Raw genomic sequence first — 23,290 nt, forward strand, 5'->3', positions numbered from 1 at the left:
TCTCACCACTTCATCAAGGAGCCGGAAAATGGCCAAACGCACCCTACCCAATTTCCTTTCACTGTGGTCCAGCTATCCCAACGAACAACATCCCTGCGATCAGGGTTGGAGCAATCAATGCGCCATTCGCATGAGTGTCTGTCTTATCAATGCCGGCTTTCAATTGACCAAATACACCGAACCTAAATGCAAGCACGGCCATGCTCGGGGCGCGGAGTCCTTGGCTACTTATTTATGGCACCAAGTCGGTCGTCCTAAAATCTCCAAAACGGCCAGTGAAACCCGGACCACAGTCGGTGGCAAAACCGGCCTGCTGTTTTTCAAGGACATTACCGGTTTCCGTGGCGGTGTGGGCGATCACTTCGATCTTTGGAACAACGGCACCACCAAAACCGGTGAATATATCGATTCGTGCAAACAAACTTGGTTTTGGGAGGTCAGCTAAGTGCAAAGAAAGATGATCGGTCTGCTGCTCTGCTCGGCGGCCATTTCCTGCGGCTCCGCTCAAACCGGGCAACTCGCGCGGGAAGCGGTGGGCAATTCACAGCCCATCGCGACCCAGCCGGCGTCAGTTCCGCAGTTGCAAACTGCTACCGTTGGTCCCTTCAAACTCCATCTGACCGAATGCCAACTGACTTATCAGGGCGCGAGCAAAACCGGCAAAGTCCGCTTCGATTTTCCCGTGCCTTGCCAGTTCGGCAGCGACCGCAAGGGCGACGTTCGCGTGGTGCGCACCGGGAAAACGCATACCCTGCTGGTGGAAAGCTCCCGACCGGCGGACGCCGCCGACCCGCTATCGAGTCGCGATTGCATCACTTGGATTCGAGGTGTCATCGTGACTCCCCAGGAAATTCGCCTGTCCGTCCAGATCCAAAAAGTCGCTCAGTGCCTGCCGGCCGTATGGGATGAGAAAATGTTTCATGCGTTCGCGGCCAGGACACAACCCGCCGACGATGGAGTCGGAAAATAATCTGATTTTCGATTGAACCGCTCCAGTCCCGCCAGTAGACTGCTCGGTTCTACTGGCAATACTTGCTTTCCCATCGGTCTTGCCAGTCGGCCTCCAGCCCCGGCCTGTCTCACCTGGGCAGAGACCCTCGTGATCCAGCCTTTGGTAACGCCATCTTGAACGCCGACTTTCAACGCATCAAACGCCTGCCGCCTTATGTTTTCAATATCGTCAACGAGTTGAAAGCCAAGGCCCGCGCTCAGGGCGAGGACATCATCGATTTCGGCATGGGCAACCCCGACCAGCCGACCCCCCAACACATCGTGGACAAGCTGGTGGAGACCGCCCGGCGCGGCGACACCCACCGTTATTCGGTCTCGCGGGGCATCCCGCGCTTGCGCCGGGCGATCTGCAACTGGTATCAGACCCGCTACGCCGTCGCGCTCGACCCCGAATCCGAAGCCATCGTCACCATCGGCTCCAAGGAAGGTTTGGCGCATCTGGCGCTGGCGACGCTGGGTCCGGGCGATGCCGTGCTGGTGCCCAATCCCGCCTATCCGATCCACCCTTACGGCTTCGTCATCGCCGGCGCCGACATCCGCCACGTGCCGCTGGTGCCGGGCGTGGATTTCTTCGCCGAGCTGGAAAAAGCGATCAAGGATTCCTGGCCGCAGCCGAAGATGCTGGTGCTGAACTTCCCGGCCAACCCCACCACCCAATGCGTCGGACTGGATTTCTTCGAGAACGTGATCGCCATCGCCCGCGAGCACGAAATCTGGGTCATCCAAGATCTGGCCTACGCCGATCTGGTGTTCGACGGTTACGTCGCACCCTCGATCCTGCAAATACCCGGCGCCAAGGACATCGCGGTCGAATCCTTCACCTTGTCCAAAAGCTACAACATGCCCGGCTGGCGGGTCGGTTTCATGTGCGGCAATCCGGTGTTGATCGCGGCGCTGGCGCGGATGAAATCTTATCTCGACTACGGCATGTTCACGCCGGTTCAGGTGGCCGCCATCGCCGCGCTGGAAGGCCCACAAGACTGCGTCACCGAAATCCGCGATATGTACCAACGGCGGCGCGACGTGCTCTGCGACGGCCTGAACGCACTCGGCTGGGCGGTGGAAAAACCCAAGGCCACCATGTTCGTCTGGGCGCCGATCCCCGAACAGTACCGTCCGCTCGGCTCGTTGGAGTTCTGCAAGAAACTGTTGGCCGAGGCGAAAGTGGCGGTGGCGCCCGGCATCGGCTTCGGTGAGTACGGTGACGACCACGTTCGCTTCGGGTTGATCGAAAACGAACACCGCACCCGCCAAGCCTTGCGCGGCATCCGCGAGATGTTCCGCAAAGACGGTCGGGACCGGCCGGTATTGCCCGCGATGCCAGCGGCCGGAGCACGCTGATGAGCGCCTACCCTCCCGTCAAGATCGGCATCCTCGGCCTGGGTACGGTCGGCGGCGGCGTCACCCGCGTGCTGGCCCGCAACGCCGGAGAAATCAGCCGCCGCGCCGGCCGCGAAATCGTTATCACCCACGCCGCCGCCCGCAATCTGGACACCACCACCGCCAACACGACGGCGATAAAACTGACCGAGGACGGTTCGGATGTGGTGGACGATCCAGAGATTTCGATTGTCGTCGAACTGATGGGCGGTTACGAACCGGCGCGCAGCCTGGTGCTGCGAGCGCTGGCCAACGGCAAGCACGTCGTGACCGCCAATAAAGCGCTGATCGCCCTGCACGGCAACGAAATCTTCGCCGCCGCCCGCGAGGCCGAGATGATGGTCGGCTTCGAGGCGGCGGTGGCCGGCGGCATTCCGATCATCAAAGCCATCCGCGAAGGCTTGGCCGGCAACCGGCTGGAATGGATCGCCGGCATCATCAACGGCACCGCCAACTTCATTCTGACCGAGATGCGCGGTAAAGGCCGCGACTTCCCCAGCGTATTGGCCGAAGCCCAACAGCTGGGTTATGCCGAAGCCGATCCCACCCTGGATATCGAGGGCGTCGATGCCGCTCACAAGCTGGCGATCCTGGCGTCGATCGCCTTCGGCATCCCTCTCCAATTCGACAAGGTCTACATCGAAGGGATCAGCCGGATCACCCAGGACGATGTCGCCTACGCCGCCAAACTGGGCTACCGCATCAAGCATCTCGGCATCGCCCGGCGCGACCAAAACGGCGTGCAACTGCGGGTCCATCCGACCCTCATCCCGCAGCGGCAGTTATTGGCCAACGTCAACGGGGTGATGAACGCCGTGCTGGTCAAGGGCGACGCCGTCGGCCAAAGCCTGTTTTACGGCGCTGGGGCCGGCGCCGAACCGACCGCCTCGGCGGTGGTGGCCGACATCATCGACGTGGTTCGCACCCTGACCGCCGATCCGGAAAACCGGGTGCCGCATCTGGCGTTTCAGCCCGATGCGCTGTCGGATTTGCCGGTCTTGCCCATGGCAGCGGTCGAAACCGCCTGCTATCTGCGTTTGCTAGCGCTGGATCGCCCCGGCGTGCTGGCCGATATCACCCGCATCTTGGCCGATTGCGGCATCAGCATCGAAGCCTTCGTGCAGAAGGAAGCGCCCCCCACCGCCAGCGAGGTGCCGGTGGTGCTGCTGATCAACCCGGTCAAGGAACAGCGGATGAACGAAGCGATAGCGGCGATCGAAGCCTTGGACAGCATCCGCGCGCCGGTCATGCGCATCCGGCTGGAATATCTCGATTCCGATTGAGCGGCGCGAACGACAGCCAGCCGTGGCCTCCATCCTACATTTGCTGATCCCCGGCCTGCTCGGACCGTGGCCAGACCGCTCCAATCCGGCGTTCCCCCGCCCGACCGCGCCGGCGCTGGAGTGGTTGCTGGCGCGGGCGACCGTTGCCGTCGCGCCCGCCGCAACAGACGCCGCCTTATTCCAGTTTTTCGGGTTGTCCGTCACAGATACCGCTGATTTACCGGTGGCGGCGGTCACGCGTTTGGCGGACGGAGGTAACATCGACGACGGTTGGTGGTGGCGGGCCGATCCGGTGCATTTTCGTTCCGACTTGCACGGCGTAGTTCTGGCGGACGCGCGGATACTGGCGATCGAACCCGCCGAGGCGCGGGCGCTGGCGGAGGCCTTCAATCAAACCTTCGCGAGCGATGGAGTGCAGCTTGACGCCTTGCGACCCGACCGCTGGTACCTGCGGCTGCCCGCCGATCCCGGCGTGCGCGCTCACCCGCTGGAGAGCGCCAGCGGCCGCGATATCCGCACGCTGTTGCCCTACGGACCCGCCAAGCAACGCTGGCACACCCTGCTGACGGAAGCGCAAATGCTCTTTCACAACCACCCGGTCAACCGGGCGCGCGAAGATCGGAACCAACCGCTGATCAGCGGGGTCTGGCTGTGGGGCGGCGGCCGCTGCCCCACCGGCGCCAGCCCGCCCGCCGCCGGTTTGTACGCCCGCGATCCGCTGGCGCGCGGGCTGGCGCGGCTGGCCACCGCGGCGGTCGCGCCGCTTCCCGCAACCGCCGCCGACTGGCTGGATGCCTCTGCCTCGGAAGCAGACAGTTTGACGCTGCTGGATACGACGCGCTTCGATCCCCTGGATGATGACCTGGAGGCATGGCTCGGGCATATCGCTGACCTGGAGCGGAACTGGTTCGAGCCGTGCCAGCGGCTATTGCAAACCGGCCCGCTGGCCGCCTTGTATCTCTACCCCGGTAACGGTCAACGCTACGGCGTGAGCAAAACCGCGCGCTGGCGGTTCTGGCAACGGCCCCGGCCTTTGCGCGGCTATCTGTAAGCCGCCCCGGCATCGACCACGCTCATGACCCGTCTGATCGTCCGCCGCACGGCCCTCTCGCCCGCCGTCGAACTCTCGCCCTCGCCGCTGCTGAATCGGATTTACGCGGGCCGCAATGTCGGCACGGCCATCGAGTTGCTCAATGAGCTGCGCCATTTAAGCCCACCCTCCGTCCTGAGTAATATCGACCAGGCGGTGGATTTGTTGCATAGCGCCTTGCGCGAGCGCTGGCGCATCCTCATCGTCGCCGATTTCGACGCCGACGGCGCGACCGGCTGCGCGCTGGCGGTGCGGGGCTTGCGCGCGCTGGGCGCCGCCGAAGTCGGCTATCGAGTCCCGAACCGCTTCGAGCACGGCTACGGCCTGACCCCGGAGATCGTCACAGTCGCGGCGGCGGCGCGACCCGATTTGCTGATCACGGTGGACAACGGGATTTCCAGCCATGAAGGCGTGCGCGCGGCCCAAGCCCTCGGCATCAAGGTCTTGGTCACCGACCATCACCCGCCGGGCTGCGAACTGCCGCCCGCCGAGGCCATCGTCAATCCCAATCTGCCGGACGATCGTTTCCCCAGCAAACACTTGGCCGGCGTGGGGGTGATGTTCTACGTGTTGACCGCGCTACGGGCGCGGCTGCGGGCCGCCGGCTGGTTTGGCGAGCGCGGCCTGAGCGAGCCGAATCTGGCCCGGTACCTCGATCTGGTCGCGTTCGGCACGGTGGCGGACGTGGTGCGGTTGGACCATCACAACCGCATCCTGGTCGAGCAAGGCTTGCGCCGCATCCGCCAGGGCCAGTGCGCGCCCGGCATCCTAGCCCTGTGTGAAGTCGCCGGCCGGACCCCGGAGCGCCTGAGCGCCGCCGACGTCGCCTTTTACCTCGCGCCCCGCCTCAACGCCGCCGGGCGACTGGAAGACATGAGCCAAGGCATCGAATGCCTGCTCTGCGACGATCCGACGGCGGCCCGCGCCATCGCCCGCCGCCTGGACGAGATCAACCGCCAGCGCGGCGAACTGACCAGCGAGATTCACGCCCAGGCTCTGGCGTGCATCGAAGCGGTCTCGGCGAGCACCGCGCTCCCTTTCGGACTCTGCCTGTTCGACCCCGCCTGGCATCAAGGCGTGATCGGCATCATCGCCGGCCGCCTCAAAGATCACCTGCACCGACCGGTCATCGTGTTCGCACCCGACCGCGACGGCAACATCAAGGGTTCGGGCCGCTCGGTGGAAGGGATGCATCTGCGCGATGCGCTGGCGGCGGTCGCGACCGAGCACCCCGGCCTCATCCAGCAATTCGGCGGACACGCCATGGCCGCCGGCCTGAGCTTGGCCGCCGACCGTTTCGAACCGTTCAGCCAAGCTTTCGATGCCCAAATCCGCCAGCGGCTCAGCGCCGACGACCTGCACGGCCGCCTGCTCAGCGACGGCGAACTGGAATTGACCGAATTTTCGCTGGATACCGCCAAGCTGCTGCGCGAGGCCGGACCCTGGGGCCAAGGCTTTCCCGAACCGCTGTTCGACGGTGTGTTCGAGGTGCTGTCCCATCAGATCCTGCGAGACGGTAAGACGCTGAAACTCTGGCTGCGACCGCCGGCCACATCCCTCACGCTGGAAGCCATCGCCTTCCGACGCGCGGCCGACTTCGTTCCGGGCACCGCGCGGGTCCGCATCGCTTACCATCTGGAGGTCAATGACTGGCGCGGCGAACGCTTGCAGTTGCTGGTCGAGCATCTGGAAGCGGTTTAGCGCGCTGGCCGCCCGGCGGGCCTTGGCAACCTCAGCCTAAACCCAATTGCTCGGCGAAGCGCCAATTGTTCTTGCCGGTCTGTTTGGCGGCGTACATGGCGGCGTCGGCCTGCCGGAGCAAATTCATCGCCAAGTCCAGATTGGCGGGCAGTTCCGGCCGATACAGCGCGATGCCGACGCTGGCGGTGATGGCGGCGCTGGCGGAACCCAGTAAAAACGGCTCGGCCAAGCGGTCGATGATTTTCTGAGCCACGGCGGCGGCGGCTTCGGGCGCTTCCAAGTCTTGCAGCAGGATGGTGAATTCATCGCCCCCCAGCCGCGCCGCCGTGTCGGTCGCCCGCACGCACTGTTGCAGGCGCGCCGCCACCTGCTGGAGCAGTTCATCGCCCGCATCGTGTCCTAGGGTATCGTTCACCTGCTTGAAGCCATCCAAATCCACCAACAGGATCGCCAGCAACCGCCACTGACGCCGCGCTTGTTGCAAGCCTTTACGCAAGTGTTCGAACAGCAGGTTGCGGTTGGGCAGGCTGGTCAGTTGATCGTAATTGGCCAAACGCCAGTTGCGCAGGCTGACCTCGGCCAGGATTCGGGTCCGCTCCTCCACCTTGGCTTCGACCTTGGCTTCCAGCGTCTCATCATACGTCTGGAGCAGCGCCTCGGCTTTTTTATGAAGCGCTTCGGTCTGCTTCTGGTCGGAGATATCCACCGTAGCGCCGCGATAGCCCAAGAATTCACCATCCTCATCGAACAAGGGCACTCCGCCGTTGCGCGTCCAGGCCCAACGCTCGTGGCCGGGCAACCGCACGCACAATACCAAATGCTGGAAAGGCTGTCGCTCGACCAGCGCCGCCCGCAACGCCGCCAGATCGGTCTCCGATTGCTCGAACACGACCCAATCCTTCCAGCTCAGACCGATCCAGAAGTCGCGGAACTCAAGGGACTTGGCAAACTTCCCCCGCAGCTCGCGCAGGTGGCCAGCAGCGTCGAACTCCCACAGCAAGTCGTTAGAAATTTCGGCCAAATCCCGATACAGCGCGGTACTGATCAGTTTTTCATGAGAGAAAGCCCCGGCCAGCAAGCCGGACACCGCGACCACGGCCATGACGGTCTGATATTGGAGCATCTGATCGGAGTGTCCGAAGGCCGCCACCATCAGCACGATGCTCGACTCGAATAGAAACACCCCCAACACCGCGCCCCGGATGTCATTGGTCGCCACGATCCAAACCAACACCGGCAGCGCCAGCAAAACCACGAACGGATTATGGGGTTCGCGCCAAAATTGCTGGGGTATCCAAAACAGCGCCGCCAATAATAAAACCGACAGCAGGCCCTGAACCAGCCTCTTGGCCGTCGATGGCGGATCGACCATCCGCACTGTTCGCGACGGGCGCGGCGCTTCCGTTTTTTTGTAAAAACGACGAACCGCGGGAAATCCAAAGAGCAGTACGAAAGGCGCGAACGTGGCGATGCCGACGAAATTGCCGGCCCACCACTCCAGCACGGCCAGGGAGAAAGGGGCTTGGGGGGATAGGATCGCGGCGGCCTTCAACAGCAGGGTTCCGACCAACGCAGCGAACCCGCTCCCGGCGGCGGCGGCGGCCAGAAACACCGCCACCTGCGGCGTGCCATTGAAGCGCCACGGCCGCCGATAACGGTCCAGCCAGGATTGCCGCAGGGTCTGAATCGTCACGAAATAGCCCAGCGGGACCAGCACGCTGATCGCCAGATAATAGGGCCACTGCTGCCAGGGCCAGACGAGCAGCCCGGCGACGAGCGCTGCGACGATGGGTAACGGTAAAGCCCGCCCGCCGCCTTCAAGCAAAACGGCGAAGGTCAAACCGGCGGGCAACGACCAAAGACTGACCCCGGTCAACCGTTCGAGCGCGTTCGTGACATGCCACAGCACCGCCCAGGCGACCACGTAACCCACGACTGAAACCAGCGGTTGGTAGCGGATGAGCGGCGCGAACCGCCGGTGGTCGGCGGTACGGCGATCGTTAGTGTCGCGGGTGGAGTTCGCGCTTCCCATCTCTGCTAAAGACGCCTGGTTCTAAACTGTTGATCGAATCGGTGCCGCCGGCTACGCTTTTCATTCAGTAATGTTGGACTTGATATACGCTCTCACCCCGCAACGCCTCCGCCAGCGCATTGCCGATCACCGCCGCCCACCGCTCGCACCCTGACGTATCGACCAGCAAATCCTGACGTATCTCAATCTCCACATGGGACAGACCCGCCGCTCCGCCGTGGGCGTTCATGGTGAACCCCACTTCTCGCCCGGAATAGGGTTCATTATCGCCGACACAGACTTCCAAATCCGCCCGAAACTGGTGCAACAGCGGCAACGCCAGACGGGCATCGCGGTTCCACAGCACACCCAGCTGCCAAGGCCGACGAAAGCCGTTCAGCACCGGCGTGAAGCTGTGAATCGCCACCAAGGCGGGAGTCCGACCGTTGCCGTGCCGCCAGCGCTGGGCCAGCATTTGGGTAATCGCATGATGGTAAGGCCAGAATACCTCGTTCGAGCGCGCTTCCGCCGCCGCATCGTCAAGATGCAGATTTCCGGGAACGATAATCCCATCGCTGACCTGCGCGATGGAGGTCGGATCGCCAGGCGGGCGGTTGCAATCGATCACCAACCGCGAGTACCCCGCCAACACGGCGGGCGCGTCCAATCGTTCCGCCAACAAGCGCGCGACGGGCGCGGCGCCGATATCCCAAGCAATGTGTTGGGATAACTCAACCGATCCTAAGCCGAGTTGGTCGAGATTGGCGGGGATCCGATTGCTGGCATGATCGCAGACCAGCACCACGGACGCTTTGCCATCCGGGTTGATCACCGTAAAGGGGGGCGGGTCTGTGGGGTCCAGCATTCGCTTGGAAGCGGTTGGCTTGCCGACGGAATCGCGCATGATTTGGCTGAAAGGATAGTTATAAAAATCGTATCAATGGGCGACGCCGTTGAGCGGATCTCTACCGCCGGTCAAGCTGCCGTCACGACAGCCGCTTGAGCACGTTTTGCCGGAATCGCGCCGCTTGGCTGGGATCGGCCAATTCTCGGCCCAACAGATCCAAGACCGTATCCAAGCTGCCGCTCGAAAACCATACTTCATCACACAGGATGGCGCCCATCGGCCCGATGAGCTCCACCAGTTCCTGCTCGACCACGGCCTTGGTATTCTCGGTCATGCGCATGCTTCTCGGATCCTGCACGTTCGGCGCGCGCGCCGCTTCGCCCCTCAATTGCTCCAGGAGATACCCCGTGGACGGCAGAGCCGCTCGGGAGGTCGGGACGTGTCCTTCCGAGAAGCGCGTCGTGCCGATCCTGATATCCTGCTTTAACAGCAGATCCAGCGCTTCCACGGCTTCCGGTCCTTGCTTGTTTTGCACGGACAGAAAGGTGATCTCGCCATCGCGCAGGCCGAACTGGATCAACAAACTGCCGGTCGTGGCGATATACAGCGTGCCGGTGCAACCATCCTGGCATAGCTCGTGCAGCTTGTCGCTGGTGATTCTGGCAAACTCGGAACGCTGCGGCTGAGCCATATCTGTCACCTCCGAAACGCATCGTTGCTGGTTCGAATGACGCTAGCAATCACATCGAATCACGCTTTCTTACGCAGCCGCTCGAACGCCATTTTGATGCTGACCGCCATCCGTTCGATAGCGCGCGCCAACGCGCCGATTTCATCACGGCGGTTGGTCCCGACGATCTCCATCTCGAAATTGCCCCGGCTGATGTTCTCGGCGACCGCCGTCAGCTCCCAAATCGGCCGCGCCAGTTGCCGGGACAACAGATACGCGATGACGCCCACGAAAACCAGCGCGCCGGCGATCAGCAGCAGCGCGTTGCGCCTCGCTTCCAACAAAGGCGCAAAAGCATCGTCATAATCCTGCTGGACGATCAAGGTCCAGCCCAGATCGGTCTTACGGGTATGCGCGACGATGCGCTTGCCGTCGGCCTCATAGACGACCGGACCTTGAGCCGCTCCCGCGGCCTGCAACGCCGGATGAGCGCTCAAATCCTGTAGGCTCTGCGTGATTTGCCGCGGCTGACCGTGGGCGATCACCTTGTTTTTATCATCGATAAGGATAGCAAACCCCGTCTCGCCGATCTTGGTTCCGACGACGCTTTGAGAGATATCCGCCACCTGCATGGCCAGCGCCATGACGCCTTCGAGCGTCCCGCCCGCGCTGCGGATCGGGCCGGCTAGAATCAGAGCCGGTTTCTGGGAGGTTTTACCGATGACGACCTGTTGCCCGACCGGCTTACCCCCCAGCACCTCCTTGAAATAATCCCGATCGCCATATTGATAGTGTTGCGGCGGGTCGGCGTCGCTGCGCGCGATGTTCTGGCCGGCGGGATCGACGGTAAAAACCAGATAGCTCCAGTCATAAGCGCTCTGAATCGCCTTGAGGATCGGTTGTTGTTTGAAGGCGTTCATCGAGATCATCTCGGGCAGAGCGGTATTTTCCCGCAAAACCCGCAGATTGGTGTCTATCCAGCCGTTGACCTTCCCCGCGAGGTTGCTCGCGGTCAGCGTCAAGTGCAGCTCGACATTGTGCCGCCAGTCCTGTTCGAGCTTGTAACCGCTGAGGTACATGAGGCTGGCGAGCGGAATCAACGCGATGGCTACCATGGTCAACAGCATCTTATGGAAGATTTTTAGTTCAAATCCGAGTTTAGGATGTGTCATAAATTTCCCCTAAAAAAATAACCTTTAATAACTATAGAATTAATTATATATCAAGTGTATTTTGACAATTACGATCAATCTGGGCCAATTTGCATGCTGCCCGGCGGCCTTGCCCTTCTTTATCGGGCGATTTCCTATTACCTATAATGCGCGCGCCGCTTACTCGAAGCCTACCCATGGTCTGAATCATAAAAACAGCCTCAGGGTATTGGTGATAGAGTTCCGACCTGTAAAAATTCGAGCGTCGCTTTCTCCAATCTCCCGGCGCCGGCATTGCCGCCAGCCGAGATTGAACTAATATAAGCAAATAACGTTTGCTTTGGTGGGTTGAAATGTCCTCCTCCATCCCAGCCGTCAGCGGTACCGAAATCATCGTCGCGGCGGCCCGTTCTCCTTTGCGGGTCCAGTTCGAGGTGATCGAGATCCGGGTGATCTCCGGCCCGGATACCGGGCAGGAAGCCAGTCTCGGTCTGCCGTCCGTGCGGATCGGCACCGCCGCGGACAACGACTTGGTGTTGACCGATCGGGCGGTTTCGCGCCGTCATGCCGAAATCCGCATGACAGCGGACGGCTTGTTGCTGCGCGATCTCGGTTCCACCAACGGCACCTTCATCAACGACGTGCGCATCACCGAGGCCTATATCCCCGAAAGCGCCGAATGCCGCCTCGGCTACTCACGGGTGCTGATCCGCCAGCATACCGAAGAACGCAAGGTGGCGGTGCCGCGTCAGGATCACTTGGGCGAATTGGTTGGCGCCAGCGAGCGGATGCGGGAGCTGTACGGCCTGATTCGGGCGGTGGCCCCCACGCCGACCACCGTACACCTGCATGGCGAATCCGGGGCCGGCAAGGAGTCGGTGGCTCGTACTTTGCACGCGCTCTCCGGCCGCTCGGGTCCGCTGGTGGTGTTCGACGCCTCGGTCACCGACCCGGAAATGGTGCGCAACGACCTGTTCGGCCATATCAAGGGCGCCTTTACCGGCGCCACCGGCTCGCGCGAGGGCGCCTTCCGCCAAGCGCACGCCGGCACGCTGTTCATCGATGAGATCGGCGAGTTGCCGCTGGACTTGCAACCGCGGCTGCTGCGCGTCCTGGAAACCCGCGAAGTGACCCCGATCGGTTCCGACAAGCCGCTGCGGGTCGACGTAAGGGTCATCACCGCAACGCACCGGGACCTGGAAGCCATGGTCAAAACCGGAGCATTTCGGACCGACTTGTTTTATCGGCTCTCCGTCGTACCCGTCGAGGTGCCGGCGCTCCGGGAGATTCCCGAGGATATCCCGTTGATCGCCCGTCATTTATGCGAACGACTCAACTTGAGCTGCCGGATCTCCGACACCGCCATGAGCGCCTTGCAGCTCTACTCGTGGCCCGGCAACGTGCGGGAGTTGCGCAACGTGCTGGAGCGGGCGGTGGTGTTGTGCGGCGACCGGGAAATTCAACCTGACGACTTACGGCTATCCAGGGAAATCCGGCCGTCCAGCACTTCTGGCACGGGACAACCCCCCCCACCGACCGTACCCACCGTCACCCCCTCCAGCGCGCCGGCGGACCCCTCGTCCCCCGCTCCGAAAACCAGCACCGCCGCCGCCCGCGCCCATCTCAAGGAAGTGGAGCGCCAGATGATTCTGGAATCGATGGCGCTCAATAACAATAATAAGGCCGCCGTTGCCCGCGAGCTTGGCATTCCCTTATCGACCCTGAAGCGCCGTCTCAAGGAATATCAGATCGGCGAGGAAGACTGACCAACCAAGTCGAAATGCGAGCCTCGCACTCTCGATGAGCGATGGTTTCCGCAGCCGGCGACCCGCTGTAAACCGACCCATAAAGCTTACGTTTTAGGCCAGCATGATGGGGGTCCAGCATCCGTCGGGCGCGCCGCTACCGTCTGCTGCTGTACGCCCAGCGCCCACGCCACATGTTCCCGCACCAGCTCCGACGGATGCGTCGAGCGCGCTTGCAAGGCGGCCAAGACCGCCGGTGAATGGGGCGCATTGCCCAAAGCCACGGCAATGTTGCGCAGCCAGCGTCGGTGGCCGATCCGGCGGATGGCGCTGCCTTCGGTGCGGCGCAGAAACTCTCGCTCGTCCCACGCGAACAGCTCGCTCAATCCCGGCGCGTCCAAACCGTGCCGGGCACGGAAATCAGGCTCTGCGGTCGGCCGAGCGAAGCGATTCCACGGACACGCCAACTGGCAGTCGTCGCAACCGTAAATCCGGTTGCCGATGGCGCGGCGAAATTCCAAAGGAATCGAACCCGGTAATTCAATGGTGTGATAGGAAATGCAGCGGCGGGCGTCCACCCGGTACGGCGCGACGATGGCGCGGGTCGGACAAATTTCCAGACACGCCGTACAGCGCCCGCAATGGGCGGTCGCGGGCTCATCCGCCGGCAATGGCAGGTCAACGTAAATCTCTCCGAGAAAGAACCAAGAGCCCGCGCGGCGGTCGAGCAGATTGCTATGCTTGCCGATCCAGCCCAAACCCGCTTTCTCGGCCAGCGCTTTTTCCAGGACCGGCGCGCTGTCGGTGAAAACTCGATGGCCGAACGGCCCGACGGTGGCGGCAATACACCCGGCGAGGCGTTGCAGCCGCTGGCGCAACAGCTTGTGATAATCCCGCCCTAGCGCGTAGCGAGAGAGGTAACCCAACGCGGGATCGTTGAGCACGCGCCACGGCTCGGCGGCCCCCGGCGGTAGATAATCCAGCCGCGCCGAAATGACCCGCACCGTACCCGGCACCAGCTCCGCCGGTCGGCTGCGCCTGACCCCGTGCCGCGCCATGTAGGCCATGTCGCCGTGAAATCCGGCCGCCAACCACTCCAACAGCCGCGCCTCGGGCTCGCCCAGATCGATAGTGGCGATGCCGATCCGTTGGAATCCCAATTCCCGGCCCCATCGCTTGATGGCGACGGCCAGTTCAGCAAGTTGCGGGTCGGTTACGACAAGCGTCACGGCGGCGGCTGGATGTGGGAAAATGACCGGCGTATTGTGCCTCCAACCATCACCATTGAGGAGCTTTTCCATGGGTGAGTTGCCTTACGAGCTGTACCGGGCCGCTCAGGTGCGGGAACTCGATCGTATCGCCATCGAAGTCCGCGGCATCTCTGGCTACACCCTGATGTGGCGGGCCGGCGAGGCGGCCTTCGGCCTGCTGCGCCAGCGCTGGAACGCGCGCCGGATCGCCGTGGTTTGCGGCGGCGGCAACAACGGTGGCGATGGCTACTTGGTGGCGCGACTGGCCCACCAGCACGGATTTGACGTCCGGGTTCTGACGCTGGCCGATCCCGAAGGGTTGCACGGCGACGCCCAGACCGCTTGGTGGAACGCCCGCTCCACCGGAGTTTCCATCATGCCCTTCACCGCCGCCGCTCTGAACGGCGCCGATTTGCTGGTGGACGCCATTCTCGGCACCGGCCTGGAACGGGAAGTCACCGGTCCGTGGAAGGCAGCGATCCTGGCCATGAACGCCCATCCGGCCGACATCTTGGCCCTCGACATTCCGTCCGGCCTGCACGCCGACACCGGCGTCATTCTCGGCGCGGCGGTTCAGGCGGCGGCGACCATGAGCTTCATCGGGCTCAAGCAAGGCTTGTTCACCGGCCAGGGCCCCGCCTGCTGCGGCGAGATCAGTTTCAGCGACCTGGAGGTGCCATCCGATATTTACGCGGCCATCCATCCGGCCAGCTGGCGCTATACCGGTCGAGAGTTGCCGCACTATTTGCCCAACCGCTCGCGCAGCGCCCATAAAGGTCATTTCGGCCATGTACTGGTGGTCGGCGGCGATCTGGGAATGGCCGGCGCGGCGCGCATGAGCGCCGAGGCCGCCGCTCGCTGCGGCGCGGGACTGGTCAGCGTTGCCACCCGCGGCGCGCACGCCGGCTTGCAGGCGGTGGCTCGCCCGGAACTGATGTTTCATGGAATTGAAACCCCGGAGGCATTGAGCGCCTTGCTGGATCGGGCTACCGTCGTCGCCATCGGACCGGGGCTCGGTCGGGACGATTGGGGTCGGGGTTTGCTGCGCGCCGTGCTCGCCAGCGACAAACCGCTGGTGGCCGATGCCGACGCCTTGAATCTGTTGGCCGTCGAACCCAGCTTCCGCGAAAACTGGATTCTGACGCCGCATCCCGGCGAGGCCGCTCGATTGTTGAAGATGACTCCGGCCGAGGTCGAGGCCGACCGTTTCGCCGCCGTCGAGGACTTGGCGTTACGCTTTGGCGGCGTGGCTGTCCTCAAGGGCGCGGGTTCCCTGATCGCCAGCAAGGCGGATGGCGTGGTGGTGCTTTGCGCGTCTGGCAATCCCGGCATGGCCAGCGGCGGCATGGGCGACGTGCTGACCGGAGTCGTCGCCGCGCTGTTGGCGCAAGGCTTACCGCCGTTCGTGGCGGCCCGCGCCGGCGTATACCTGCACGGCCGCGCCGGCGATCTGGCGGCTCAATCCGGCGGCGAGCGCGGCTTGCTGGCGACCGATTTATTGCCCTTCCTACGGCGGTTGGTCAACCCCACCACCACCGAAAACGCCCGCATCCCATCCACGGGATGAGGTCGGGAACACGCCATCGCCATGCTGGAACGCTTTCTCGATTCCACCGCCGCCACCGAACGGCTCGGCGGACAACTGGGGCGAACGCTCCTACCCGGTTGCGTCATTTACCTACGCGGCGATCTGGGCGCGGGCAAAACCACGCTAGCGCGCGGCTTGCTACACGGACTCGGCCATCGCGGCACGGTGAAAAGCCCGACTTTCACCCTGGTGGAACCTTATGAATTGGAAGGCTGGCGGCTGTTTCACTGGGATTTGTACCGGCTTGGCGACCCCGAGGAACTGGAGTATCTGGGTTTGCGCGACCAGTTGGACGGGGAAGCGGTGTTGCTGATCGAATGGCCAGAACGCGGACAGGGCGAGCTGCCGACAGCAGATATTGCTGTGATGCTCGCGTATGCTGGCGAGGGTCGAAACTGTCGGCTGGAGGCCTGCTCGGCTCTGGGAGTCGCGATTGTGACCCAGTTGCAAGCCATGGAATAGCCTCAGGCTGCTCGCCCCGACCATCACGCACCGCCCGGCGACCGAGTTGGGCTATCTGCCGCAAAAGCATCCCGCCAGGGTGCAAACCTTCGCCTTGAATTTCGGCCAGGCGCGGGTTTTTTACTCGAAAGCCAGCCCGAAACGCCGCACGGCCGCCGCGCGAATCGTTCGGAACTGGTCGACATTCGGCCGCCGTTGACCGCAGCCTTGGTTGCAATCACCCGGTTGGGTCGTCCTGGGTCTCCAGCCACAAACCTCCCGTTCGCGGGCGTCTTTGTCGTTAGCCTTCCATCCTAAGCCTTTCCAGTCGGCAGCGCCTCAAGCCGCTTGGCTTTTCTCCCGCTGTTCTTCCAGATGCTTGCAGTCGATGCACAATTCCGCCGTGGGCCGGGCTTCCAACCGACGCAGACCGATCTCCACGCCGCAGGCCTCGCAATAGCCGTATTCGTCGAGGTTCAGCCGCTCCAAAGCCTTGTCGATCTTATGAATCAATTTGCGCTCCCGATCCCGGGCTCGCAGATTGATCGTGAATTCTTCTTCTTGGCTGGCGCGATCGTTGGGATCGGGCAAGTTCAAGGGCTCATCCTGCATGTTACTCACAGCCCGTCGCCCCTCCTCCATCAATTCCTGCTTCCAAGCTGCCAATATGGTGCGAAAATGAGTTTTTTGCCGGTCATTCATATAATCCTCGCCCTCTCCCGCGAGATAGGGCGCAGATCCCGTTAACAGTTCGGTCATCGTTATCCGCCTTCCGTCGGTTTGACACTCTAACTATTGAAATTCAGCCACAAAATATAACGCCGACGTCAAGCCGGCCGGCCGGATGCGCCTCCAGGCGCGCATAAAACCATAGACCATTCCCAGGGAGATTTCCGGCGGCCGGAGACTTTACAACGCTCGGGCGATTTTTCAAACCTTATTCAAACAAGCCCGCAAGGCGTCAGCCAACGCCCGCACCAGCTGAAAATAAGCCTCGGGGCCGCTGGGTATTGCAGCGCCCAACGGATCGAGTACGCCGGTGCGGGCGCTGCTCCCGGCGATGAGGGTCTCCACCAGGGCCGGCTGGAACTGCGGTTCGCTGAACACGCAACGCACGCCCGCGGACCGAATCCGCGCCTGAATCTCCGCCACCCGCTTGGCGCCCGGCCGCTGTTCCGGGCCGAGCGTGATCGCGCCGACCGTGTTCAGATTGTAGCGCTGCTCGAAATAACGATAAGCATCGTGAAACACGATGAACGGCTGACGCTTGATCGGCTCCAGCTCCGCCGTCAGGCGCCGGTTCAATTGATCCAGTCGGTCGGCCAGCAGCGAACCGTTGCGTTCGTAGTCGGCGCGATGTTCGGGATCGACCTCGCCCAGCACGGCGACCACCCGCCGCGCCATTGCGGCGGCATTGCCGGGGTCCAGCCAGATATGCGCATCGCGGCCGGTGCTAGCGCCATGCTCGTGATCGTGCTCAGGTTGGCGCGCTTCCCAAGCGCCGCCCGAACGCAGCGGCAGCACGGTCACGCCGGGCGCGTCCAGCAGAGCGACCGAGCGGACCTTGCCTTGCGCGTTCTGCAAGGGCTTGACCATGAAAGTTTCCAGTTCCGGCCCGATCCAGAACACGACCCGAGCATCCGCCAGGGCGCGGGCATCCGAAGGGCGCAACGCGTAGTCGTGCGGCGAAGCTCCGCCCCGCACCAGCAGCACCGGCTCGGCCACGCCTTGCATGATGCTGGCGACCAGCGAGTGGAGCGGCTGGATGCTGGCCACCACCTCAGGTCCGGCCAGCGCCGCCAGCGGCAGCGACAACACTAGCCCCAACAGCTGGCGCGGCCATTGCCAACGGGTCGGATCACACCGCATCTCTCGTACTCGTGGTCATGTTATAGAGTAACAATTGTTATAAGATAACATTCAAGCTCTGACTTTCAAACCGGATGGCCGATGATCTCACTCAAAGATGTCAATGGTTCGCACGCCATCGATCCGCAGCACGCCCTGGAGCACGCGGCGAGCCTGTGCCAGCAGCGGGGCACCCGGTTGACCGAACTGCGGCGGCGGGTGCTGGAAATCATCTGGAGCAACCCCACGCCGGTGGGCGCTTACGCGATTCTCGATGTCTTGCGCGGCGACGGTCGCCAAGGCGCGCCGCCCACGGTTTATCGGGCGTTGGACTTCCTGCTGGAACAAGGCTTGATCCACCGGCTGGCTTCGCTGAACGTCTTCACCGGCTGCCATCGCCCGGACCATCTGCACGGCGGTCAATTCCTGATCTGCCAGGAGTGCGGTCGGGCCGACGAGCTCAGCAATCCCGCCGTCGAAGCGCTGCTGCGCGCCGAAGCCTCCGCCCGCCATTTCGAGGTGCTGGCGCAGACGGTGGAGGTCTTGGGACATTGCCCACGGTGCCAGCAGGGAGCCGCGCCCCGTGCCCGCTAAAATCCTGCTGACGGTCGAAAACCTAAGCCTGAGCCTGCGCGGCAACCCCATCCTGCACGACGTCAATCTCCAGGTCAGCACCGGCGAGATCGTGGCCTTGATCGGCCCCAACGGCGCGGGTAAATCCACCTTGGTGCGCGCCGTTCTGGGCTTGCTGCGCCCGGACAGCGGCCGGGTCGCGCTCAAGCCGGGCCTGCGCGTCGGTTACCTGCCGCAACGCCTGACGATCGATACGACTCTGCCGTTGAGCGTGCGGCGCTTCCTCACCCTCGGTACGCCGGCCTCGCGGGCGCGGGTGTCGGACGCCTTGACGGAAGTCGGAGCCGGACAAGTGCTGGAATCGCCGGTGCAGGCCATTTCCGGCGGTGAGCTGCAACGGGTGTTGCTGGCGCGGGCGCTGTTGCGCCAACCCGATTTGCTGGTGTTGGACGAGCCGGTTCAGGGCGTGGATTTGAACGGCCAATACGAACTTTACGAGCTGATCGGCGAGCTCCGACGACGGCGCGGCTGCGGCATCCTGATGGTGTCGCACGAGCTGCATCTGGTCATGGCCGCCACCGATCAAGTAATCTGCCTCAACCGCCACGTCTGCTGTTCCGGCCATCCCGATCATGTGGCGCGCGATCCGGCTTTTCTCGAACTGTTCGGCAGCGACGGCGCCCGCAATCTGGCGATCTACCACCACCATCACAATCACCACCACGATTTACACGGCGCCGTGGTGGCGCCGGCGGAGGACGGCTTTCATGGATGAGTTTCTGGTTCGCGCGCTGGCGGGCGGCACCGGCGTGGCGCTGGCCGCCGGACCGCTCGGCGCCTTTATCGTCTGGCGGCGCATGGCCTATTTCGGCGATACCCTGGCCCATTCGGGTTTGCTGGGGGTCGCGCTGGGCGCGGTGCTCGGCATCAATCCGGGCCTGGGCGTGGTCCTCACCTGTCTGGTGGTGGCGCTGGTCCTGGTGCTGTTACAGCGGCGACACGCGCTGGCCACCGACACCCTGCTCGGCATCCTCGCCCACACCACGCTGTCGCTGGGGCTGGTGACGCTCGCCTTCCTGGAAACGGTGCGGATCGATCTGACCGGCTATCTGTTCGGCGATATTCTGTCGATCGGCACCACCGACCTCTATTGGATTTGGGGCGGCAATCTGCTGGCTTTGGGCGTGCTGGCGGGGCTGTGGCGACCGCTGCTGGCGGCCACCGTCCACGAAGAACTGGCGCGGGTGGAAGGGGTGTCGGTCTTTCAGGTGCGGCTGGCTTTTATGTTGCTGATCGCCATCGTCATCGCCGTGGCGATGAAAGTGGTCGGCATCCTGCTCATCACCTCGCTACTGATCATCCCGGCGGCGACGGCGCGCCGCTTCGCCCGTTCCCCGGAGAGCATGGCGGCTCTGGCCAGCCTGATCGGCTGTCTGGCCATCGGGTTTGGGCTGTGGGCCTCATTGCGCTGGGACACCCCGGCCGGCCCTTCGGTCGTGGTGGCGGCCACCAGCTTGTTCGCGCTGGGTTCCGCCATCCCCAACCGCTGGCCGCGCTAGCTCGCGCCGCCGCTGTCAGCGCGCCGCCACCGCGGCGGGCGCGGGTCCGTCGGCCGCTTGATTCGGGCAGATCAGCGTCATCATCAGCGGTGCGGCCGCCGTCACCAGCAAGGCCCACGGCAGCGGGAGGCCGGCCGCCACCGCGCCGACCGCCACCGCCAAAACGCCCAGCGCCGCCAGCAAACCACCCCAAATCCTTTGGCTATGCTCGATGACATAGGCGCGCATGAAGGCCACGCTGAACAGATAGACCAGCACCGTGGTGGCGACCGCACCGATGGCGAACAGCGGCGAAACCGCATGGGCCACCTCGGCTCCGGGCGTGAGGAGCGCCGCTTCCCGCTTGGCCTGCACCACATCGGCCACCACTTCCAGACCCGCGCCCACGGCGGCGAGCGAGGCGAAAATCAGATAATGGCCGTAGCCGAACAGGAACGCCACCTGATGGCGGCGCTCGCGGGTCAGCACTTCCGCCCAAGGCATGTCGAAATACAGCCACCACAACGCCAAAATCAGCGCGGTGATACTCAGCCCGAGCGGGAACAGGCCGAACGACCAACCTTGCGCTTGCAGCATGTTGGCCATCGCGTTGCTCGCTCCGAGAATGCATTCGCCCAACACGATGATGGTCAGCAAGCCGTAACGCTCGGCGATATGATGCGGGTGCCACGGCGTCCTGATCTTATGCTCGGCGATAGCCGGCACTAACAATTCGGCAACGATCAAAGGCGCCAGCAGCGCCAGCTGCCCGTTCACCGGTAAGAACAAACGCACGATCCAAAAGGCCTGCACGATCAGGATACCGGCGGCATAGCGATAACAGGCCTCGCGATGGCCGGGATCTTCGTACCCGGCCCGCAGCCATTGCGCCGCCATCGCCAACCGCATGACCGCATAGCCGACCACGGCCACGGTATTTTTGGTGTTGTCATTGAACAAATCGGGAATACCGACCGCCAAGATCAACGCGCCGAACATCTGCGCCATGGTGGTCAGCCGATAACGGGTGTCGTCGGTATCGTAAGCCGAAGCGAACCAGGTGTAATTCATCCACGCCCACCAAATGCCGAAAAACGCCACGGCAAAACCTATCAGACCTTGAGCGATGTGATGGGCGGTCAAGGCATGATGCAACTCACGCGCGGCGGCGGCAATCGACACCACGAACACCAGATCGAACAACAACTCCAGTGCGGTCGCCACCCGATGCTGTTCGTGAATGTCACGTCCCTGCATGAATTTTTTCGGTCTCATCGCCATGAGCGCGGGTTCTCCTGTAAAGCGGTCATCGATCGGTCCGCGGATTGTAAACGCAGACGCCTGGATGCGAACTTCTCCAACTACACTAAAACCAGTTTAGAGTCCTTGCCCCGAGACACCACATCCCAAAGAGGCGAACATGCGGCTCAACATCCGCTTTGTCGACCGAATCGGCATCTTCCAGGAAATGCTGCTGGTCTTTGCCAAGCGACGCCTGAACGTCGCCGCGGTCGAGGTCGATGTGCCTCACATCTACGTCGATGTCCCGGCTCTGACCGCACAGCGGCTTACCGAACTGCGCGAGGCGCTCGCTCTGATCGACGGCGTGGAAGCCATTTTCGATGTCGACATGCTTCCCGGAACGCGACGGCGACTTTATCTCGATGCCCTGCTGGCGGCCATGGCCGATCCGGTGCTGGCGGTGGATACGGGCGGCACCATCATCGTCGCCAACGCCGCCGCGGCCGTCGTCGCCGAGACCAGCGAACCCGCATTGCGGGGAATGACTCTGGGCGAATTGTTCGGGGACGACGCCTTGCAGGCGGAGCTGACTCAGAATCGCTTTCACGCGCCACTGCGAGAAGTCCTGCTGCGGGGCAAGCCTTTTTTGCTGGATACCCGACCGCTGGCGGAAGCCGCCGGCGACCAGTCGGCCGGCGGCGTGATCACCTTGCACGCGCCAAGCCGCATCGGCGAACGGCTGCACGCGTTGCAGCGCGTCGAAGAAACCGGTTTCGCGACGATTCTTGGAGAATCCGCGCCGATTCGGGCGCTGAAGGCGCGGGCGGCGCGCGTCGCGCTGGTCGATGCCCCGCTGCTGTTGCTCGGCGAGACCGGCACCGGCAAGGAATTGGTCGCGCAGGCCTGTCACGCGGCCAGCACGCGCTCGCAAGCGCCGTTTTTCGCGCTGAACTGCGCGGCCCTGCCGGAAAATCTCGCGGAAAGCGAGCTGTTCGGTTACGCGCCGGGCGCGTTCACCGGGGGCCAGCGCGGCGGCAAGCCGGGCCTTTTGGAACTCGCCAATCACGGTACCGTCTTTCTCGATGAAGTCGGTGAAATGTCGCCCTACCTCCAGGCCAAGCTGCTGCGCTTCCTGAACGATGGCAGCTTCCGCCGCGTCGGCGGCGAGCGCGAGCAGAAGGTCGATGTGCGCACCGTCAGCGCCACCCATCGCAACCTCGAACACATGGTCGCCCAGCACACCTTCCGCGAAGACCTCTTTTACCGGCTCAACGTCCTGACCTTAGCCATACCGCCGCTGCGCGAGCGCGCCGAGGACATCTTGTTGCTGGCGCGGCTGTTCATCGCGCGAGCCGCCGCCCAGGCCCGGCGGCCGCCTTGCCGGCTGACCGCCGCCGCCGAAACCGCCTTGCTGACCAATCCGTGGCCGGGCAATGTCCGGCAGTTACAAAACACCATCTTTCGCGCCGTCACCATGAGCGACAAGTCGATTCTCGATGCGTTCGATCTCGATCTCGCCCGTTCCAGCATCAGCGGTCCGGATACCCTCGCGCAGGAGCCCATGGCGGACGCCGCCGCCCCAAGCTGGGACGAGATCGTGGAAAAATCCGAGAAAGAGATCCTGCAACGCCTGTATCCGCTCTACCCGTCCAGCCGCAAGCTGGCTGCCCACCTCAAGACCTCGCATACCCGAATCGCCGACAAGCTGCGCAAATACGGGATTCGCGACCCGCGCTAGCGCAGTCCCAACCGTTCCAAAATCCGCTCTGTTCGCATCGTATGAGTTTTATTACAGCGTAATAAATTCCTTACAGCCACTATCATCATGTTTTTAAAATCTTTTTATTGATCGTCATCGTTGCTTCAGGCATCGCTGTAAGGATATGACAACAGACCTTGTGGCAAAGCGGGCCTCTTTTTA

The 23,290-nt window shown here is 63.1% G+C and carries 22 protein-coding genes; 14 read left to right on the plus strand and 8 right to left on the minus strand.

Annotated features, from left to right (window positions below):
• Nucleotides 1–28 precede the first annotated feature (28 nt).
• The 6 genes from IPK09_08195 to recJ all read left to right on the plus strand — a co-directional run bounded on the left by IPK09_08195 (nucleotide 29) and on the right by recJ (nucleotide 6,465).
• Complete coding sequence (locus IPK09_08195) at nucleotides 29–445, plus strand: hypothetical protein (GenBank protein ID MBK7983597.1); 417 nt, start codon at nucleotides 29–31, stop codon at nucleotides 443–445.
• Nucleotides 446–970 carry a hypothetical protein gene (locus IPK09_08200; GenBank protein MBK7983598.1) on the plus strand — a complete coding sequence of 175 codons (525 nt, stop codon included), beginning with the start codon at nucleotides 446–448 and terminating at the stop codon, nucleotides 968–970. It begins immediately after the preceding gene.
• 155 nt (nucleotides 971–1,125) lie between these two features.
• Entirely contained in the window at nucleotides 1,126–2,352 is a 1,227-nt protein-coding gene (gene alaC / locus IPK09_08205) for an alanine transaminase (GenBank protein MBK7983599.1), read from the plus strand.
• The gene (locus IPK09_08210; protein ID MBK7983600.1) at nucleotides 2,352–3,674 is read left to right on the plus strand and encodes a homoserine dehydrogenase; all 1,323 of its coding nucleotides are present in this window, start codon (nucleotides 2,352–2,354) and stop codon (nucleotides 3,672–3,674) included. Before alaC ends, IPK09_08210 begins: the two co-directional genes overlap by 1 nt.
• Nucleotides 3,675–3,696: 22 nt before the next feature.
• Nucleotides 3,697–4,725, plus strand: coding sequence for a hypothetical protein (locus IPK09_08215; protein ID MBK7983601.1), 1,029 nt, complete (start codon nucleotides 3,697–3,699; stop codon nucleotides 4,723–4,725).
• Between the two features lie 24 nt (nucleotides 4,726–4,749).
• Entirely contained in the window at nucleotides 4,750–6,465 is a 1,716-nt protein-coding gene (recJ, locus tag IPK09_08220) for a single-stranded-DNA-specific exonuclease RecJ (GenBank protein MBK7983602.1), read from the plus strand.
• A 31-nt stretch (nucleotides 6,466–6,496) separates the two neighbouring features.
• On the opposite strand, the gene IPK09_08225 is transcribed toward recJ, so the two are convergent.
• The 4 genes from IPK09_08225 to IPK09_08240 all read right to left on the minus strand — a co-directional run bounded on the left by IPK09_08225 (nucleotide 6,497) and on the right by IPK09_08240 (nucleotide 11,108).
• The gene (locus IPK09_08225) at nucleotides 6,497–8,497 is read right to left on the minus strand and encodes a diguanylate cyclase (protein ID MBK7983603.1); all 2,001 of its coding nucleotides are present in this window, start codon (nucleotides 8,495–8,497) and stop codon (nucleotides 6,497–6,499) included.
• Between the two features lie 64 nt (nucleotides 8,498–8,561).
• Nucleotides 8,562–9,380, minus strand: coding sequence for an N-formylglutamate amidohydrolase (locus tag IPK09_08230; protein ID MBK7983604.1), 819 nt, complete (start codon nucleotides 9,378–9,380; stop codon nucleotides 8,562–8,564).
• 82 nt (nucleotides 9,381–9,462) lie between these two features.
• Nucleotides 9,463–10,014, minus strand: coding sequence for a hypothetical protein (locus tag IPK09_08235; protein MBK7983605.1), 552 nt, complete (start codon nucleotides 10,012–10,014; stop codon nucleotides 9,463–9,465).
• 59 nt (nucleotides 10,015–10,073) lie between these two features.
• On the minus strand, nucleotides 10,074–11,108 hold the full coding sequence (locus IPK09_08240; GenBank protein ID MBK7983606.1) for a cache and HAMP domain-containing protein: 1,035 nt from the start codon (nucleotides 11,106–11,108) through the stop codon (nucleotides 10,074–10,076).
• Between the two features lie 389 nt (nucleotides 11,109–11,497).
• On the opposite strand from IPK09_08240, the gene IPK09_08245 reads away from it, so the two are divergent.
• A complete protein-coding gene (locus IPK09_08245; GenBank protein ID MBK7983607.1) occupies nucleotides 11,498–12,910 on the plus strand; it encodes a sigma 54-interacting transcriptional regulator in 1,413 nt (470 codons plus the stop codon).
• 86 nt (nucleotides 12,911–12,996) lie between these two features.
• Here the strand turns inward: IPK09_08245 and queG are convergent, their stop codons facing one another.
• A complete protein-coding gene (gene queG / locus IPK09_08250) occupies nucleotides 12,997–14,190 on the minus strand; it encodes a tRNA epoxyqueuosine(34) reductase QueG (GenBank protein ID MBK7983608.1) in 1,194 nt (397 codons plus the stop codon).
• Between queG and IPK09_08255 the strand changes: the two genes are divergently transcribed.
• The 3 genes from IPK09_08255 to IPK09_08265 are packed head-to-tail and all read left to right on the plus strand — an operon-like array spanning nucleotide 14,189 to nucleotide 16,388.
• A complete protein-coding gene (locus tag IPK09_08255) occupies nucleotides 14,189–15,706 on the plus strand; it encodes an NAD(P)H-hydrate dehydratase (protein MBK7983609.1) in 1,518 nt (505 codons plus the stop codon). The genes queG and IPK09_08255 overlap by 2 nt on opposite strands.
• 21 nt (nucleotides 15,707–15,727) lie before the next feature.
• Complete coding sequence (gene tsaE, locus IPK09_08260) at nucleotides 15,728–16,189, plus strand: tRNA (adenosine(37)-N6)-threonylcarbamoyltransferase complex ATPase subunit type 1 TsaE (protein MBK7983610.1); 462 nt, start codon at nucleotides 15,728–15,730, stop codon at nucleotides 16,187–16,189.
• A gap of 7 nt (nucleotides 16,190–16,196) precedes the next feature.
• Nucleotides 16,197–16,388 (plus strand): hypothetical protein, encoded by a 192-nt coding sequence (locus tag IPK09_08265; GenBank protein ID MBK7983611.1) that lies wholly within the window; start codon nucleotides 16,197–16,199, stop codon nucleotides 16,386–16,388.
• Between the two features lie 119 nt (nucleotides 16,389–16,507).
• Here the strand turns inward: IPK09_08265 and dksA are convergent, their stop codons facing one another.
• Both dksA and IPK09_08275 read right to left on the minus strand, forming a co-directional pair.
• On the minus strand, nucleotides 16,508–16,927 hold the full coding sequence (dksA, locus tag IPK09_08270) for an RNA polymerase-binding protein DksA (GenBank protein ID MBK7983612.1): 420 nt from the start codon (nucleotides 16,925–16,927) through the stop codon (nucleotides 16,508–16,510).
• Nucleotides 16,928–17,098: 171 nt separating this feature from the next.
• Nucleotides 17,099–18,037, minus strand: coding sequence for a zinc ABC transporter substrate-binding protein (locus IPK09_08275; protein ID MBK7983613.1), 939 nt, complete (start codon nucleotides 18,035–18,037; stop codon nucleotides 17,099–17,101).
• Between the two features lie 81 nt (nucleotides 18,038–18,118).
• On the opposite strand from IPK09_08275, the gene IPK09_08280 reads away from it, so the two are divergent.
• From IPK09_08280 to znuB, 3 genes are read left to right on the plus strand one after another with little or no spacing between them, the layout of a single operon-like run.
• Nucleotides 18,119–18,610: a transcriptional repressor gene (locus IPK09_08280; GenBank protein MBK7983614.1), complete on the plus strand. Its 492-nt coding sequence runs from the start codon at nucleotides 18,119–18,121 to the stop codon at nucleotides 18,608–18,610.
• Nucleotide 18,611: 1 nt separating this feature from the next.
• The gene (gene znuC, locus IPK09_08285) at nucleotides 18,612–19,364 is read left to right on the plus strand and encodes a zinc ABC transporter ATP-binding protein ZnuC (protein MBK7983615.1); all 753 of its coding nucleotides are present in this window, start codon (nucleotides 18,612–18,614) and stop codon (nucleotides 19,362–19,364) included.
• Nucleotides 19,357–20,148 (plus strand): zinc ABC transporter permease subunit ZnuB, encoded by a 792-nt coding sequence (gene znuB, locus IPK09_08290; protein ID MBK7983616.1) that lies wholly within the window; start codon nucleotides 19,357–19,359, stop codon nucleotides 20,146–20,148. Before znuC ends, znuB begins: the two co-directional genes overlap by 8 nt.
• A gap of 15 nt (nucleotides 20,149–20,163) precedes the next feature.
• On the opposite strand, the gene IPK09_08295 is transcribed toward znuB, so the two are convergent.
• Entirely contained in the window at nucleotides 20,164–21,408 is a 1,245-nt protein-coding gene (locus tag IPK09_08295; protein MBK7983617.1) for a low temperature requirement protein A, read from the minus strand.
• Between the two features lie 139 nt (nucleotides 21,409–21,547).
• Between IPK09_08295 and IPK09_08300 the strand changes: the two genes are divergently transcribed.
• Nucleotides 21,548–23,107, plus strand: a complete 1,560-nt coding sequence (locus tag IPK09_08300) for a sigma 54-interacting transcriptional regulator (GenBank protein MBK7983618.1) — start codon at nucleotides 21,548–21,550, stop codon at nucleotides 23,105–23,107.
• The last annotated feature ends 183 nt before the right edge of the window (nucleotides 23,108–23,290 follow it).

Source organism: Candidatus Competibacteraceae bacterium (assembly GCA_016713505.1).
Classification (GTDB): Bacteria; Pseudomonadota; Gammaproteobacteria; order Competibacterales; family Competibacteraceae; genus Competibacter_A.